The sequence below is a fragment of the Bradyrhizobium sp. Ken51 genome, from assembly GCF_055807435.1.
The window spans coordinates 204,891-220,345 of sequence record NZ_JBVVPB010000009.1 but is presented as its reverse complement, the minus strand read 5'-3'; the positions used below and the strand labels follow the sequence as shown (position 1 = coordinate 220,345).

13 protein-coding genes are annotated in these 15,455 nt (G+C 62.7%); 10 read left to right on the top strand and 3 right to left on the bottom strand.

The window, feature by feature from the left end:
• Position 1 precedes the first annotated feature (1 nt).
• From AC0L27_RS17950 to AC0L27_RS17940, 3 genes are all read right to left on the bottom strand, one after another.
• A complete protein-coding gene (locus tag AC0L27_RS17950) occupies positions 2-1,003 on the bottom strand; it encodes an NAD-dependent epimerase/dehydratase family protein (protein WP_354209254.1) in 1,002 nt (333 codons plus the stop codon).
• Positions 1,004-1,030: 27 nt separating this feature from the next.
• Positions 1,031-2,602, bottom strand: a complete 1,572-nt coding sequence (locus AC0L27_RS17945; RefSeq protein ID WP_354209255.1) for a PfkB family carbohydrate kinase — start codon at positions 2,600-2,602, stop codon at positions 1,031-1,033.
• Positions 2,603-2,685: 83 nt separating this feature from the next.
• On the bottom strand, positions 2,686-3,714 hold the full coding sequence (locus tag AC0L27_RS17940; protein WP_354209256.1) for an SDR family oxidoreductase: 1,029 nt from the start codon (positions 3,712-3,714) through the stop codon (positions 2,686-2,688).
• Positions 3,715-3,875: 161 nt separating this feature from the next.
• Here AC0L27_RS17940 and AC0L27_RS17935 point away from each other — a divergent pair, with 161 nt between their 5' ends.
• From AC0L27_RS17935 to rpoB, 10 genes are all read left to right on the top strand, one after another.
• Positions 3,876-4,463, top strand: coding sequence for an SIS domain-containing protein (locus AC0L27_RS17935; RefSeq protein WP_354209257.1), 588 nt, complete (start codon positions 3,876-3,878; stop codon positions 4,461-4,463).
• Positions 4,464-4,514: 51 nt separating this feature from the next.
• On the top strand, positions 4,515-5,807 hold the full coding sequence (locus AC0L27_RS17930) for a class I SAM-dependent methyltransferase (RefSeq protein ID WP_354237401.1): 1,293 nt from the start codon (positions 4,515-4,517) through the stop codon (positions 5,805-5,807).
• 374 nt (positions 5,808-6,181) lie between these two features.
• Positions 6,182-6,373 carry a preprotein translocase subunit SecE gene (gene secE / locus AC0L27_RS17925; RefSeq protein ID WP_007602984.1) on the top strand — a complete coding sequence of 64 codons (192 nt, stop codon included), beginning with the start codon at positions 6,182-6,184 and terminating at the stop codon, positions 6,371-6,373.
• Positions 6,373-6,927, top strand: a complete 555-nt coding sequence (gene nusG / locus AC0L27_RS17920; protein ID WP_007602985.1) for a transcription termination/antitermination protein NusG — start codon at positions 6,373-6,375, stop codon at positions 6,925-6,927. Before secE ends, nusG begins: the two co-directional genes overlap by 1 nt.
• A 130-nt stretch (positions 6,928-7,057) precedes the next feature.
• Positions 7,058-7,486 carry a 50S ribosomal protein L11 gene (rplK, locus tag AC0L27_RS17915; RefSeq protein WP_007602986.1) on the top strand — a complete coding sequence of 143 codons (429 nt, stop codon included), beginning with the start codon at positions 7,058-7,060 and terminating at the stop codon, positions 7,484-7,486.
• 6 nt (positions 7,487-7,492) lie between these two features.
• Positions 7,493-8,185, top strand: a complete 693-nt coding sequence (gene rplA / locus AC0L27_RS17910) for a 50S ribosomal protein L1 (protein ID WP_007602988.1) — start codon at positions 7,493-7,495, stop codon at positions 8,183-8,185.
• A 90-nt stretch (positions 8,186-8,275) separates the two neighbouring features.
• Entirely contained in the window at positions 8,276-9,223 is a 948-nt protein-coding gene (locus tag AC0L27_RS17905; RefSeq protein ID WP_354209259.1) for a 2-hydroxyacid dehydrogenase, read from the top strand.
• 577 nt (positions 9,224-9,800) lie between these two features.
• On the top strand, positions 9,801-10,319 hold the full coding sequence (gene rplJ, locus AC0L27_RS17900) for a 50S ribosomal protein L10 (protein ID WP_275168107.1): 519 nt from the start codon (positions 9,801-9,803) through the stop codon (positions 10,317-10,319).
• 54 nt (positions 10,320-10,373) lie between these two features.
• Positions 10,374-10,751 (top strand): 50S ribosomal protein L7/L12, encoded by a 378-nt coding sequence (gene rplL / locus AC0L27_RS17895; RefSeq protein ID WP_007602994.1) that lies wholly within the window; start codon positions 10,374-10,376, stop codon positions 10,749-10,751.
• Between the two features lie 483 nt (positions 10,752-11,234).
• Positions 11,235-15,350 (top strand): DNA-directed RNA polymerase subunit beta, encoded by a 4,116-nt coding sequence (gene rpoB / locus AC0L27_RS17890; RefSeq protein ID WP_007602996.1) that lies wholly within the window; start codon positions 11,235-11,237, stop codon positions 15,348-15,350.
• Positions 15,351-15,455 lie beyond the last annotated feature (105 nt).

The following is a 15,455-nucleotide window of genomic DNA, read 5'->3' as shown; positions in this document are numbered from 1 at the left end:
CTCACTTCAGGCTGATGTTCTGCATCATCTTGATGTTGAAGTACCGGGGGTCATTGAGCGAGTTCGGCAGGCGGCCGCCCTTGAAGGCGTTGACGAGGCCGGACACGGCCTGCTCGATCGTGTGGGTCGGCGCAAAGCCGAGCTCGCGGCGAATCTTCTCCGAAGAGACGTGGTAGGAGCGGAGATCGTCCGTCGGCTCGACGACGACGTCGACATTGCTGCCGACCACCGACTTGACGATGTCGGCGATCTTCATCAGCGAGTGGTTCTCGTAGCCGATATTGTAGGTCTTGCCGTCGATCTTTGCGTCATCCTGCTGGAGCAGGAACAGATAGGCGGCTGACATGTCCTCGATGTGCAAATTGGGCCGGCGCTGCGTTCCGCCGAACACGCGGATGCGGCCGGTATTGACCGCGAGATTAGTCAGGATGTTGACGACGACGTCGAGCCGCTGCCGCGGCGCGTAGCCGCAAACGGTGGCGGGGCGGACCGTGCAGGCGACGAACCCGGACGCGGCCTCGTCGGCAAGGTCGGTTTCGCACATCGCCTTGAACTTCGAGTAGTCCGTGAGCGGCTCGCAGGACAGGTCCTCGGTCACCTCGGCTTCGTCCTTGATGCCGTAGACGCTGGACGAGGAGGCGTAGATGAAGCGCTTGATGCCCGCCTTCTTGGCGGCGCGCACCATCGGCCGGAAGCAGTCGTAGTTGATGGACTTGCCGAGCCCCGGGTCCAGTTCGAACGACGGGTCGTTGGAGATGCAGGCGAGGTGGATGACGGCGTTGTTGCCGCGCAGGGCCTCGTTGATCGCGGCTTCGTCACGAATGTCGCCCTTGATCAGGCGCAAATCGGGATTGTTGCGGACGGCGTCGAACACGTCCTCGCCATACATGAACAGGTCGAGCACGGTGACCTTGTGGCCCGCAGCGAGCAACTGGGGAACCAGCACGCTGCCGACATAGCCGGCACCACCGGTGACCATCACATTCCATTTTTGACCAATCACTGTCGTTCTCCAGTATCTGCCGTCGCGCTACTTCAACAACGCGGTGACGAACTTGACCAGCGGCACCTTCTCGACCGAACTGCGGTGGCCGACGATCCCGACCTTGATTGCGCCGGCTGCGTTGCCGATGAAGGCGACGTCCTCGATATTGCCGCCGGCGGCGACCAGCGGCGCAGTGATCGTCAGGAAGGCGTCGCCCGCGCCGACGGTGTCGACGACGGTCTTGGTGAAGGCGGGGACGCGCGTGACACCGGTTTTCGACGAGAAGGGGTAGCAGCCGAAGGAGCCGTGCGTGATGATCATGTTGTCGCAATCGATCTTGCCGTGCAGGCCGGCCTCGATCACGGACGCGATGTCGCTGAACTTGTCGGTTGCAGCCAGACGGGCCTCCGGCGCGTCGATGCAGATGTAGTCGGCCCGCGGATACCTCGTGATCAAATTGTAGCCGTGATTGCCGCTGTTGCTCTGGGCATTGACCGCCAGGAACTTGGAGTTGGCGATCAGGGTGTCGATCGTGCTCGACGCGATCATGCCGTGGCCGAAATCCGTGGCGATCACCACGTCCGCGCCACGGACGCGCTCCGTCGTGATACGGTCGATCTCCTTCCGATCGGCCTCCTCGAGCGGCGTATCGTCCATGGTGTAGACTTCGAAGAGCTTGTGCAGATACCCCAGCTCGACGTACCGCGATTTGCGGGTCGTCGGACGGCCCTGAAGGCGGATCGGCGTCAACGTGACATTCGGGCGGACATGCGCACGAATGAACTCCTCAGGGTAGTCGTTGCCACCCAGCGTCGTGACGACCTCCACCGACTTGCAGAAGCTCGCGACATGGTTCGCCGCGGCAATGACGCCGCCGGCAAATTGCTCGCCGCTCTTGAACAGCGTGGCGACGATGTTTTCCTTCGAGGCCTTTCCGAGCGCCGTGACGTACTGGTATTCGTCGATGATGGTGTCGCCGACCAGCACGACGTGCATGTCCTGCACTTTGTCGATCAGCTTCAGCAGGCGATCGGCGCCGCCACCTTCACGGACTTTTTGCAGGTAGTCGCGGAGTGGAGGATCGTAGATGTCGAAATACCGGTTCACCAGCGACGAGGAGCTGAATGTCACGTCGCGGGTGAACACGATGCGTCCGCCGTGACGCTCGACGGCGTCGCGCTCGGTTCGGATCTTGCCGGTCACGTCGTCTTCGGGATTTTCGTAGTCGGACCCCTTCACATAGATGTCCGGCCTCACCGTATCCAGGATCGGCTCGGCGCTGGAAGTGTGATTGATACCGACCCAATCGACCGTCGCGAGCGAGGCCAGCATCTCGGCCCGCATATTTTCGGGGAAGATCGGTCGACCGGGGCCCTTGTTGACGTAACGGTCGGCGGTGATCGTCACCATGACGACGTCGCCCTCGTTGCGCGCCGCCTGGATGTGTCTGATATGGCCGAGATGCACGAGGTCGAAGACGCCGTGGCAGAGTGCAACCTTCCGGCCCCGCGCCTGCGCGGACCGCGCGATCTCGCCCAATTCCTCGATCGTCTTGATCTTTTCGTGCGCCGCCAGTTGGTCGTTCAACGCGGGATTGCCGGTCGGAAGATTGCCCATGTGAATAACCCAAAGCGCCAGCCGGACTCAGCCGGGCGGCCCGGAATTGATCGATTCGCGGCAACGATACCCGGTGAACCTGTTCACTGGCTTGCCTTCTGCGGCGCGCCGGACGCCGCGTCGTTGTTGTCCCCGAGATATTTGAACCAGTCCTTGGTGGCGTCCGCGATCTTGTCCACCGTCCACAGGGGAGCGTCCTTGTACTGATCCATCGACTTCAGCATCGTCGCGACCCCGTCCTCAAATTTTACCTTCGGCGTCCATTTCAGGATCCGCTTGATCTTGGTGATGTCGGCATAGGTGCAATCGGGCTCGCCGGGCCGCTTGGGAATGTGGACCTTGTCGCCGCCGAGAAGCTCGACAAGCCGGTTGACACTGTAGGTGTTGTCGGAGCCGACGTTGAAGATTTCGTTCGAGACCTCGGAGCGCGCTGCGGTGACGAAAGCGTCGGCGACATCGCTGACGAAGGTGAAGTCGCGGGTCTGCTCGCCGTCGCCAACCACCGTGAAGGGCTTGCCGGCGAGCTTCTGCGCCATGAACACGCCGAACACGGCGCCGTAGGTGCCCGTGGTGCGATGGCGCGGCCCGTACACGTTGAACAGGCGCAGCGCGACCGCGGGCAGCTTGTAGACCTGGCACCAGTGCATGACGCACTGCTCGCCGAGATTCTTGGTGAGGGCATAGGGATACATCGGACGGATCTCGGCGCTCTCCGGCGTCGGATAGACGTCGGGAATTCCGTAGCAGGAGGACGACGCGGCATAAACGAAGCGGCTGACGCCGGCCTGCCGTGCAGCCTCGAGAACGTTGACGGTCCCGTCGACATTGGCGCGGTGATACGGGATCGGGGACTCGATCGAGGGAACGATGTCGGCCAGCGCGGCGAGATGGAACACCCAGTCGATGCCGTCGAAATGCGGCTTGATCGATTCGAGTTCGGTGACGTCGGCCCGTACGATCTTGAGTCGATTCGAATCGATCCGCGAGACCAGATTTTCGGGGCGTCCGATCACGAAATTATCGAGCGCGATGACCTCGTGGCCATCGTCGAGGAGGCGGTCGACGAGGTGACTGCCGATGAAGCCGGCGCCACCAGTAACGATGCATTTCATAGGAACATCCGTGATGCGAATGCCCAGCGAAACAGGCCCGCCAATGTTGAGTGAAGGTGGAAGCCGAATCGGCTGCTGATAGACTTCGAAGGTAATATACCTTTGCAATCGCTGGTGATAGCCGGTATCAGGGCGTCATGTCGCCGTCGAGCCGCGAGCCCATGCCTGCCGAGTCCGTCGATCCCGATCACAAGGCTTTCCTTGACGACTACGTAGGGCGCCTACATCGTGCGACGGCAATTGACGACGGGGTTTTCGCCAGGATTTCCGTCACCCGCACGGCTTGGTTGCGCGCGCGCGAGCAGGGCGGCCGCGTCATCTTCATTGGCAATGGAGGCTCGGCCGGCATCGCCTCGCATCTCGCAATCGATCTGGCGAAGAACGCATCAGTGCCCGCACTCTGCTTCAGCGATGCCAGCATGATGTCGTGCCTTGCCAATGATTACGGTTTCGAGGACTGGCTTGCGCACGCTGTGAGGCTGAGCGCCCGCGCCGGCGATTGCCTCGTCGCGATCAGCTCGTCGGGACGCTCGAAGAACATTCTCAATGCGGTCGCGCAGGCGCGGGCGATGAATCTCGATGTGATCACGCTGTCGGGCATGAACGCGGAGAATCCGCTGCGCAATCTCGGCGACGTCAATTATTACGTCGACAGCCGCAGTTACAACATCGTCGAGACCACGCATCAGTTCTGGATGATGGCCGCGATCGACCTCATCATCGGTCGCGCGGAATATCCGGCGTCCTGAGGCGGTGCCGTCGATCTGATCACCACGGGTGAGATTGCCTCACCTGTTCGCATGTCTCCGTCTTACGGTCCTACGATGAAAAACCTGTTCTACGTCCGTCATACCTGCCGCCTCTGTCATTCGGACAAGCAAGAGCTTGTCGTCCCGATGGCAGGCATGCCCATTGGCACGCCGAACTTCCAGGTGCCGGATGCAAGCGTCGACGATCCCGTCTTTCGGGCCGCGGTGCCGATGGCGCTGCACCTGTGCGCGGACTGCGGCCATCTGCAGATTCTCCACGTCGGCAATCCAGAGATCCAGTACCGAAACTACGTCTATACCACCTCGCTCTCGCTTGGCCTGCGGGAGCACTTCGCGGGCTATGCCAACGATGTCGTCAGCCGGTTCGCCATCGCGCCGGGCTCGCTGGTCGTCGAGCTCGGCAGCAACGACGGATCGCTGCTCGGTTTTTTTAAGGAGCGCGGCATGCGGGTGCTGGGTGTCGATCCCGCCGTCGACATCGCGCGGCGTGCGACGGAAGCGGGAATCGAGACCATCGGCGATTTCTTCACCGATGCCATCGGTCGCCGCATCCTGCAAAGCCACGGCGCGGCCAGCGTCGTAATCGCCAACAACATGATCGCCAATGTCGACAATCTAGACCCGCTGGTGATCGGGGTTCGCGACGTGCTTGCGCCGGACGGGCTGTTCGTTTTCGAAACGCAGTATGGCGTCGACGTCACCGAGAAGAACCTTCTCGACACCGTCTACCACGAGCATCTGTCGTATTTTAACATCAAGCCGCTGACGCGCTTCTTCGCGCGGCTTGGCATGGAAGTGATCGACGTCCAGCACATCGAGACCAAGGGCGGCTCGATCCGGGTGACGGTGCAGCGTGCCGACGGCGCGAAAAAGCCATCCGCGGAGGTCGCGCGCTTCATCGCCGAGGAAGACCGGCTGGGCGTCGATCAGTCGGCCTACTATGTGCCCTATGCGAGGAGGATCGCCGCCATTCGCGACGAGTTGGTCGCGATGGCCGATGCCGCCCACGCGCGCGGCCAGCTCGTGGCCGGCTACGGCGTCTCGGTCGGGACCACGACCCTGCTGCCGCAGTTCGGCCTGGAGAACAAGATCGACTTCCTGGTGGACGACGACCCCAAGAAGGGGAACGTGATGGCCGGCCCCGGGTACGACATCCCGATCCTGCCGCCTGCCGCCCTTTACGAGCGCAAGCCGGCGTTCGTCGTCGTCTTCGCCTGGCGCTATGTAGATCCGATCCGGGCCAAGCATGCCGGCTATTTCGCTGACGGCGGAAAGTTCGTTGTGCCGTTGCCGGGCATTTCGACGATCGACCGGGCGGACTGACCTTGAGAGTCGCCAGAGGCGCGGCAGGTGAGGGGGCGCCGGTGGTGCCGTCCTGCAAGGAACCGGCTGCGGCCTTGGGACGGCGCCTCGCAGGCGGCGGATAAGCCCTTGATCGGCCTGATCTCTGGTCGGTCGCCCGCGGAGGTCGTTTTAGGCGCGCGGGCCCTCCCTATCTTGACCTTTGGCCCCATCCGCAGTAGATACCACGCACTCGCAGCCGGCCCGTTAGACGCGGATTTCCGGCGCGGCTTTGAAATCCCCGAACAATCGAGCCCGATTTCCGGCTCATCCTTCGACAGAGGGTTGGGCCAACGGCGGCTGTTCGGATCCCTGAAATTCATTCGCGTCTGTCGACGGACGTTGGACATCAAACGATGGCAGTCAGCCCGTTCAAGTTCTTGCAGGAAGTGCGCTCGGAGACCGCCAAGGTCACCTGGCCGACCCGGCGCGAGACCACGATCACCACCATCATGGTGTTCGTGATGGTCGCCGTGGCCTCGATCTTCTTCTTCGCCGCCGACCAGATCATCCGCGTCCTCATCACCTTCCTTCTGGGCATTCACTGATGGCAACAGCAACGGCTCAATTGTCTGACAAGCGCTGGTACATCGTCCACGCCTATTCGAACTTCGAGAAGAAGGTCGCCGAATCGATCCGCGAGCAGGCCAAGCAGCGCGGGCTCGAGGAACTGTTCGAGCTGGTGCTGGTTCCGACCGAGAAGGTCACGGAGGTGCGCCGCGGCCGCAAGATCGACGCCGAGCGCAAGTTCTTCCCGGGCTACGTGCTGGTGAAGATGAAGCTGACCGACGAGGCGTTCCATTTGATCAAGAACACCCCGAAGGTGACCGGCTTCCTCGGCGCGGAAAACAAGCCGATGCCGATCTCGGAAGCCGAGGCCATGCGCATCCTGCACCAGGTGCAGGAGGGCGTGGAGCGGCCGAAGGCGTCGGTGTCGTTCGAAATCGGCGAGAACGTGCGCGTGGCCGACGGCCCGTTTGCGTCGTTCTCGGGTGTGGTCGAGGAAATCGACGAGGCGCGCTCGCGCGTGAAGGTCGCGGTGTCGATCTTCGGCCGCGCCACGCCGGTCGAACTGGAATTCGGTCAGGTCGAGAAGGTCTGATCGGGTAGGCGTGAGGCTTCGGTCTCGCGCAACAAGAGGCCGTGGGAGGGAGAGGGCGGTTGCCAGCCGCATCGGACCCAGACCACGAACCTGAAACCGCTGGCCCAGGCCGGCCCAACAGGAGTGATACATGGCAAAGAAAGTGACCGGATACCTGAAGCTTCAGGTCCCGGCCGGTGCGGCGAATCCTTCGCCCCCGATCGGTCCCGCGCTCGGTCAGCGCGGTCTCAACATCATGGAGTTCTGCAAAGCGTTCAACGCCCAGACCCAGAAGGAAGAGAAGAATACCCCGATTCCCGTCGTGATCACGATCTACGCCGATCGTTCGTTCACGTTCGAGATGAAGACGCCGCCGATGTCCTTCTTCCTCAAGCAGGCTGCCAAAATCCAGTCCGGCTCCAAGGCGCCGGGCCGTGACAAGGCGGGTGCGGTGACCAAAGCGCAGGTGCGCGAGATCGCCGAGAAGAAGATGAAGGATCTCAATTGCGACTCGATCGAGTCGGCCATGAAGATGGTCGAGGGCTCTGCCCGTTCGATGGGTCTGGAAGTGGCGGGGTAAGGGCTCATGGCAATCGGAAAGCGTTTGAACAAAGCCCGCGAAGGTATTGATCGCGAAAAGCTTTACCCGCTCGCGGACGCCATCAAGATGGTCAAGGAACGCGCGAAAGCGAAGTTCGACGAGACCATCGAGGTCGCGATCAATCTTGGCGTCGATCCGCGTCACGCCGATCAGATGGTCCGCGGTGTCGTGACCCTGCCGAACGGCACCGGCCGTACGCTCCGCGTCGGCGTGTTCGCCCGCGGCGCTAAGGCCGACGAGGCCAAGGCTGCGGGCGCCGACGTCGTTGGCGCCGAGGACCTGGTCGAGAAGGTGCAGAACGGCACGATCGATTTCGACCGCTGTATCGCAACCCCCGACATGATGCCGCTGGTCGGCCGTCTCGGTAAGGTGCTCGGCCCGCGCGGCCTGATGCCGAACCCGAAGATCGGCACCGTGACCATGGACGTCACCGGTGCGGTGAAGGGTGCCAAGGGCGGCTCGGTCGAGTTCCGCGTCGAGAAGGCCGGCATCCTGCAGGCTGGCGTCGGCAAGGCCTCGTTCACCGAGGAAAAACTGGTCGAGAACATCAAGGCCCTGGCGGACGCTGTCTCCAAGGCCAAGCCGGCCGGTTCCAAGGGCACCTACATCCAGCGCGTTGCGGTGTCCTCGTCGATGGGCCCCGGCGTGAAGGTCGAGCCGGGCACCATTCTCGGCTAAGGTTCGGAAATGACATGAGGCGAGGGGCGGAATTGGGCAACCGATTCCGCCCCTCGTCGTTTGTGACGGCGTTCACCGGAAACAAGAACAATGACTGACAAGGTCCTGATCTACTCGCGCTTTCCCAAGACGATGATGGCGCGCTTCGCCGAGCGGTTCGAGCTGCTCGACACCGGCGGCAAGCCGGCGCGGGAGGTGTTTTCGGCCGACGAACTCGGCGGCATCCGCGCGGTTCTCACCGCCGGCGGTACGCCGCTGGGCGCGGAGGCGATGGACCTGTTTCCGAAGCTCGGTGCCATCGTCTGCTACGGCACTGGCTATGACGGTGTTGACCTGAAGGCCGCTGCTGCCCGCGACATCGCGGTCGGACATAGCCCGGGCGCCAATGCGGCCTCGGTCGCCGACATCGCGATGACCCTGATGCTCGCGACGACGCGGCGAATCCTGGTGGCCGACCAGTACGTCCGAAGCGGCGATTGGGCCGCGTCAAAGCCCTCGCCGATGATGCGCCCGCAGGCCGGCATGCCCGGCCGCCGCATCGGCATCTACGGCATGGGCGAGATCGGCCGCAAGATCGCGGCGCGCTGCGCATCCTTCGAGAGCGAGGTCGGCTATTTCAGCCGCAGCAAGTACGATCTGCCCTATCAATATTTCCCCACGCTGGAGGCGCTCGCCGACTGGTGCAGCGTGTTGATGATCGCGGTCCGGGCAGGAGCCGAGACCCAGCATGCCGTCGGCTCCGATATTCTCAAGCGCCTCGGGGCGGACGGTTATGTCGTCAACATCTCCCGCGGCTCGGTGATCGACGAGAAAGCCCTGGTGTTGGCGCTCACCGAGAAGACCATCGCCGGCGCGGGTCTCGACGTCTACGACAAGGAGCCGCACGCCCCGGACGCGCTGACGGCGCTGCCCAATGTCGTGTTCGCCCCCCATATCGGCGGCCACACCCTGGAATCGCACGTCGCTATGCAGAACTGCGTGCTGGCGAACCTGAGCGCGTTTTTCGAGGGCAAGCCGCTGCCTTACGGGGTCAAATGAGCCTCAATCGGCCCTTGTCAGCCGGGTCAAGCGCCTGCGGCAACGGATTGGAACTGGTGTGAATTTTGCTCTTGGCAAGCAGGCTCCGAGCGGTTAAAGAACCGCTTCCGGACGCACCGGCCTTGGCTGGCGCGTTCGTGCACGCATTCCGAAAACAAGCGATGGAGATCATTCCTTTTCAGGACGTCCGTGAGGATTGGCTGGAAAAGGAGGGAAATTCGTCGGGCGTGGGATGCGGGCAGAGGTCGGGCGGTTCGCCGGCTGACCTTGTCCTGTCCAAGACTGCAGGCGCCTGCGGGGAATTTCGATTTCTCAACGGCTTAATCGCATGGCCTGCATAGACGGGTGAAGACCGGATTTCACGTCGTGACCACCTTAGGGTCGGTTGCGGAATGGGTTTGGTTCGGACCTCGACACGCCGTGGGCTCTAACGGGCTCCCGGAGGGCAGGCTTTGAATTGTCGTCTTGCCCGGCGTGTCCGATGGGTCTTGGCCCTGAGGTTCAGGTTTGGGCGGGACGATGGGTGCAACCCGGCGGTCCCGCTTTCGCGATGACCGCCAACCGGAAAGAGCTTGCTGTGGAACGAGCGGCAAAAAAGGAAGCGGTCGAACAGCTCAATGGGGTCTTCAAGACCACGAGCGTCGCGGTCGTTGCCCAATATTCCGGCCTGACCGTTGCCCAGATGCAGAAGCTGCGCATGCAGATGAAGCAGGCTGGCGCCTCGGTGAAGGTCTCGAAGAACCGTCTCGCCAAAATTGCTCTTGAAGGCACTGACGTCGTTGCCATCGGCCCCATGCTGAAGGGACCGACCGTGATCGCCACTTCGGACGATCCGGTAGCGGCGCCAAAGGTCGCCATCGAATTCGCCAAGGCGAACGAAAAGTTCGTCATCATTGGCGGCTCGATGGGAAAGACCGTCCTGAATGTCGACGGCGTGAAGGCACTTGCCTCGCTGCCGTCGCTTGACGAACTGCGCGCCAAGATCGTCGGCCTGCTTGTGGCCCCGGCGACCAAGATCGCTCAGCTCGCCAACGCGCCCGCGGGCAAGCTCGCGCGCGTCATCCAGGCTTATGCCTCAAAGGGCGAAGCGGCCTGACGCCCTTCGCAAAACTCAAACCCGAACCAGACTTACATTCAAGGAAACTGAACAATGGCTGACCTGCAGAAGATCGTTGACGACCTCTCGAGCCTCACCGTGCTCGAAGCTGCCGAACTCGCGAAGCTCCTCGAAGAGAAGTGGGGCGTTTCGGCTGCCGCGGCTGTCGCCGTGGCCGGCCCGGCTGGTGGTGGCGCTGCCGCCGCTCCGGCCGAAGAGAAGACCGAGTTCACGGTCGTTCTTGCCGCCGCCGGCGACAAGAAGATCGAGGTCATCAAGGAAGTCCGCGCCATCACCGGCCTGGGCCTGAAGGAAGCAAAGGACCTCGTCGAGGGCGCGCCGAAGCCTGTCAAGGAAGGCGTGAACAAGGACGAAGCCGAGAAGCTCAAGGCCCAGCTCGAGAAGGCTGGCGCGAAGGTCGAGCTCAAGTAAGCATCGCTTACTGGCACGAGATCCCGGTGAGCATCATCGCAACCGGGATCTCGGTCCACTCCTCCGAAAGGGTGGGCCAGATGCAAAAGGCGTGCGACGGAACCGCCCGACGCAGGCCGAACACGAAAAAGTGTGGGGATTTGAGGGTTTGTCCCTCGAATCTGCACTAATGTCGCCCCATATCGGGTCGGCAGCACGAAAGCGCGGTGGGCAGGGATACCGGATTCTCTGTAAGCCGTTGGGAGAGCAAGCTATTTCGGGCTTTTGCAGTCCGTGAAGAGGATGGTTGTGACGGGCGGGCGCGCTCCTGCGCCCCGCGCGTCGTTTTGCGTTTTGAAGGTCTGAAGAACAGATTCAGGACATTCCTGCCTGAAACTGAGTCTCCGGCCCCCAAGACGGGTTCGAAAAATTCAACCCGGGGAGCGGCGGTCGCCGCGTTCCGGAGGGCGCGCCCAAATCGGGCGACGAAAATGAGAGGCCACGATGGCGCAGCAGACATTCACCGGTCGCAAACGCGTTCGCAAGTTCTTCGGACACATCAAGGAAGTGGCCGAGATGCCGAACCTCATCGAGGTTCAGAAGGCGTCCTATGACCAGTTCCTGATGGTCGACGAGCCCCAGGGCGGTCGGTCTGACGAGGGCTTGCAGGCGGTGTTCCGCTCGGTGTTCCCGATCTCCGACTTCTCGGGCACCTCGATGCTGGAATTCGTCCGCTACGAGTTCGAGCCTCCGAAATACGACGTCGACGAGTGCCGCCAGCGCGGCATGACCTTCGCGGCCCCCCTCAAGGTGACGCTGCGCCTCATCGTGTTCGATATCGACGAGGAAACCGGCGCGAAGTCGGTCAAGGACATCAAGGAGCAGGACGTCTACATGGGCGACATCCCGCTCATGACGATGAACGGCACCTTCATCGTCAACGGCACCGAGCGCGTCATCGTCTCGCAGATGCACCGTTCGCCGGGCGTGTTCTTCGATCACGACAAGGGCAAGACCCATTCGTCGGGCAAGCTGCTGTTCGCCGCCCGCGTGATCCCGTATCGCGGCTCCTGGCTCGACATCGAGTTCGACGCCAAGGACATCGTCTATGCGCGTATCGACCGTCGCCGCAAGCTTCCGGTGACGTCGCTGATGTTCGCGCTCGGTCTCGACGGCGAGGCGATCCTCAGCACCTTCTACAAGAAGATCCAGTACAAGCGGATCAAGGAGGGCTGGCGCGTTCCGTTCGACGCCAATCGTTTCCGCGGCTACTCGACCATCAACGACCTGATCGACGCCGATACCGGCAAGGTCGTGCTCGAAGCCGGCAAGAAGCTCACCGTGCGCGGTGCGCGTCAGATGCAGGAGAAGGGGCTGAAGGCGCTGCGCCTGTCGGATGCGGAGCTCGTCGGCAACTACATCGCCGAGGACCTCGTCAATCCGAAGACCGGCGAGATCCACGCGGAAGCCGGTGAAGAGATCACCGACAAGTCGATGAAGGCTCTCAACGAGCAGGGCTACAAGGAACTGCCGCTGCTCGACATCGACCACGTCAATGTCGGCGCCTACATCCGCAACACGCTCTCGGCCGACAAGAACATGACGCGTGAGGACGCGCTGTTCGACATCTACCGCGTGATGCGTCCCGGCGAGCCGCCGACGCTGGATTCGGCGCAGGCGATGTTCCAGTCGCTGTTCTTCGACGCCGAGCGCTACGACCTCTCGGCGGTCGGCCGCGTCAAGATGAACATGCGCCTCGACCTCGATGCGCCCGACACCCAGCGCACGCTGCGCAAGGAAGACATCCTCTCCGTCATCAAGACGCTGGTGGATTTGCGCGACGGCAAGGGCGAGATCGACGACATCGACCATCTCGGCAACCGCCGTGTGCGTTCGGTCGGCGAGCTCATGGAGAACCAGTACCGCATCGGCTTGCTCCGCATGGAGCGCGCGATCAAGGAGCGCATGTCTTCGGTCGACATCGACACGGTCATGCCGCAGGACCTGATCAACGCGAAGCCGGCGGCCGCCGCCGTGCGCGAGTTCTTCGGCTCCTCGCAGCTCTCGCAGTTCATGGACCAGACCAACCCGCTGTCGGAGATCACCCACAAGCGCCGCCTCTCGGCACTTGGACCGGGCGGTCTGACCCGCGAGCGTGCCGGCTTCGAAGTGCGCGACGTGCATCCGACGCATTACGGCCGCATCTGCCCGATCGAGACGCCGGAAGGTCCGAACATCGGCCTGATCAACTCGCTCGCGACCTTCGCGCGCGTGAACAAGTACGGCTTCGTCGAGACGCCTTATCGTAAGGTCAAGGACGGCCGCGTCACCGACGAGGTCGTGTACCTCTCGGCGATGGAAGAGGGCCGCTACACGGTCGCGCAGGCCAACGTGCCGCTCGATCCGAAGGGCCGCTTCACCGAAGATCTCGTGGTCTGCCGTCACGCTGGCGAAGTCTTGCCGGTGACCCCGGACAAGGTCGACTACATGGACGTGTCGCCGAAGCAGCTCGTTTCGGTCGCAGCCGCGTTGATCCCGTTCCTCGAGAACGACGACGCCAACCGCGCGCTGATGGGCTCGAACATGCAGCGCCAGGCGGTGCCGCTGGTTCGCGCCGAGGCGCCGTTCGTCGGCACTGGCATGGAAGGCGTGGTTGCGCGTGACTCGGGTGCTGCGATCGCAGCGCGCCGTTCGGGCGTGATCGACCAGATCGACGCAACCCGCGTCGTCATCCGCGCCACGGAAGATCTCGATCCGACCAAGTCGGGCGTCGATATCTACCGGCTGATGAAGTACCAGCGCTCCAACCAGTCGACCTGCATCAACCAGCGTCCGCTGGTGAAGGTCGGCGACATCGTCAAGAAGGGCGACATCATCGCCGACGGTCCGTCGACCGATCTCGGCGAGCTCGCGCTCGGCCGCAACGTGCTCGTCGCGTTCATGCCGTGGAACGGCTACAACTTCGAAGACTCGATCCTGCTCTCCGAGCGGATCGTGAAGGAAGACGTGTTTACCTCAATTCATATCGAAGAATTCGAGGTGATGGCCCGCGACACCAAGCTCGGGCCTGAGGAAATCACCCGCGACATTCCGAACGTGTCGGAAGAAGCGCTGAAGAACCTCGACGAAGCCGGCATCGTGTACATCGGCGCGGAAGTGCGCGCCGGCGACATCCTGGTCGGCAAGATCACGCCGAAGGGCGAAAGCCCGATGACGCCGGAGGAAAAGCTCCTGCGCGCCATCTTCGGCGAGAAGGCTTCCGACGTCCGCGACACCTCGCTGCGCGTCCCTCCGGGCGTCCAGGGCACCATCGTCGAAGTGCGCGTGTTCAACCGGCACGGCGTCGACAAGGACGAGCGTGCGCTGGCGATCGAGCGGGAAGAGATCGAGCGTCTGGCCAAGGACCGCGACGACGAGCAGGCGATCCTGGACCGCAACGTCTATAACCGTCTTGCCGAGCTGCTCGAAGGACGGCAGGGCATTGCCGGCCCGAAGGGCTTCAAGAAGGACACCAAGATCACCCGTGCGGTGCTCGAGGAGTACCCGAAGTCGCAGTGGTGGCTGTTCGCTTCGCCGAACGACAAGCTGATGGCCGAGATCGAGGCCATGCGGAAGCAGTACGACGAGTCGAAGAAGGGGCTGGAACAGCGCTTCCTCGACAAGGTCGAAAAGCTGCAGCGCGGTGACGAATTGCCGCCCGGCGTGATGAAGATGGTCAAGGTCTTCGTCGCGGTGAAGCGCAAGATCCAGCCCGGCGACAAGATGGCCGGCCGCCACGGCAACAAGGGCGTCGTGTCGAAGATCGTGCCGATCGAGGACATGCCGTTCCTCGAAGATGGTACGCATGCCGACATCGTGCTCAATCCGCTGGGCGTGCCCTCGCGCATGAACGTCGGACAGATCCTCGAGACCCATCTCGGCTGGGCCTGTGCCGGCCTCGGCAAGCGTATCGGCCAGACGGTCGATGCCTATTTGTCGAAGCAGGACATCAGGCCGCTGAAGGAAACCTTGAAGAAGGTCTACGGCGAGGACGAGACGATCAAGTCGCTCAACGACAACGAGTTGATCGAGCTTGGCCACAATCTGAGCCGCGGCGTTCCGATCGCGACGCCGGTGTTCGACGGCGCCAAGGAAGCCGACATCGAGGAGATGCTGAAGCTTGCCGGTCTCGACGCTTCGGGTCAGTCGACCGTCTATGACGGCCGCACCGGCGATGCCTTCGATCGCAAGGTGACGGTGGGCTACATCTACATGCTCAAGCTGCACCATCTCGTCGACGACAAGATCCACGCGCGTTCGATCGGTCCGTACTCGCTCGTTACCCAGCAGCCGCTGGGCGGCAAGGCGCAGTTCGGCGGCCAACGTTTCGGCGAAATGGAAGTGTGGGCGCTCGAGGCTTACGGCGCGGCGTACACGCTCCAGGAGATGCTGACCGTGAAGTCGGACGACGTCGCCGGCCGTACCAAGGTGTACGAGGCGATCGTGCGTGGCGACGACACCTTCGAGGCCGGTATTCCGGAATCGTTCAACGTGCTGGTCAAGGAAATGCGCTCGCTCGGCCTCAACGTCGACTTGCACAATTCCAAGGTCGGACCGGGGACGGCGGAAGCGGCCGAGTAATACGACCCTCGTGCCCGGCCTGAACGGCCGGGCATCGGCGCCCAGTCCTGGAGTCGCGAGGGCAGGGCGCCCCGCATAGTGATTTTCGAATTTGCTGCCGGAGGC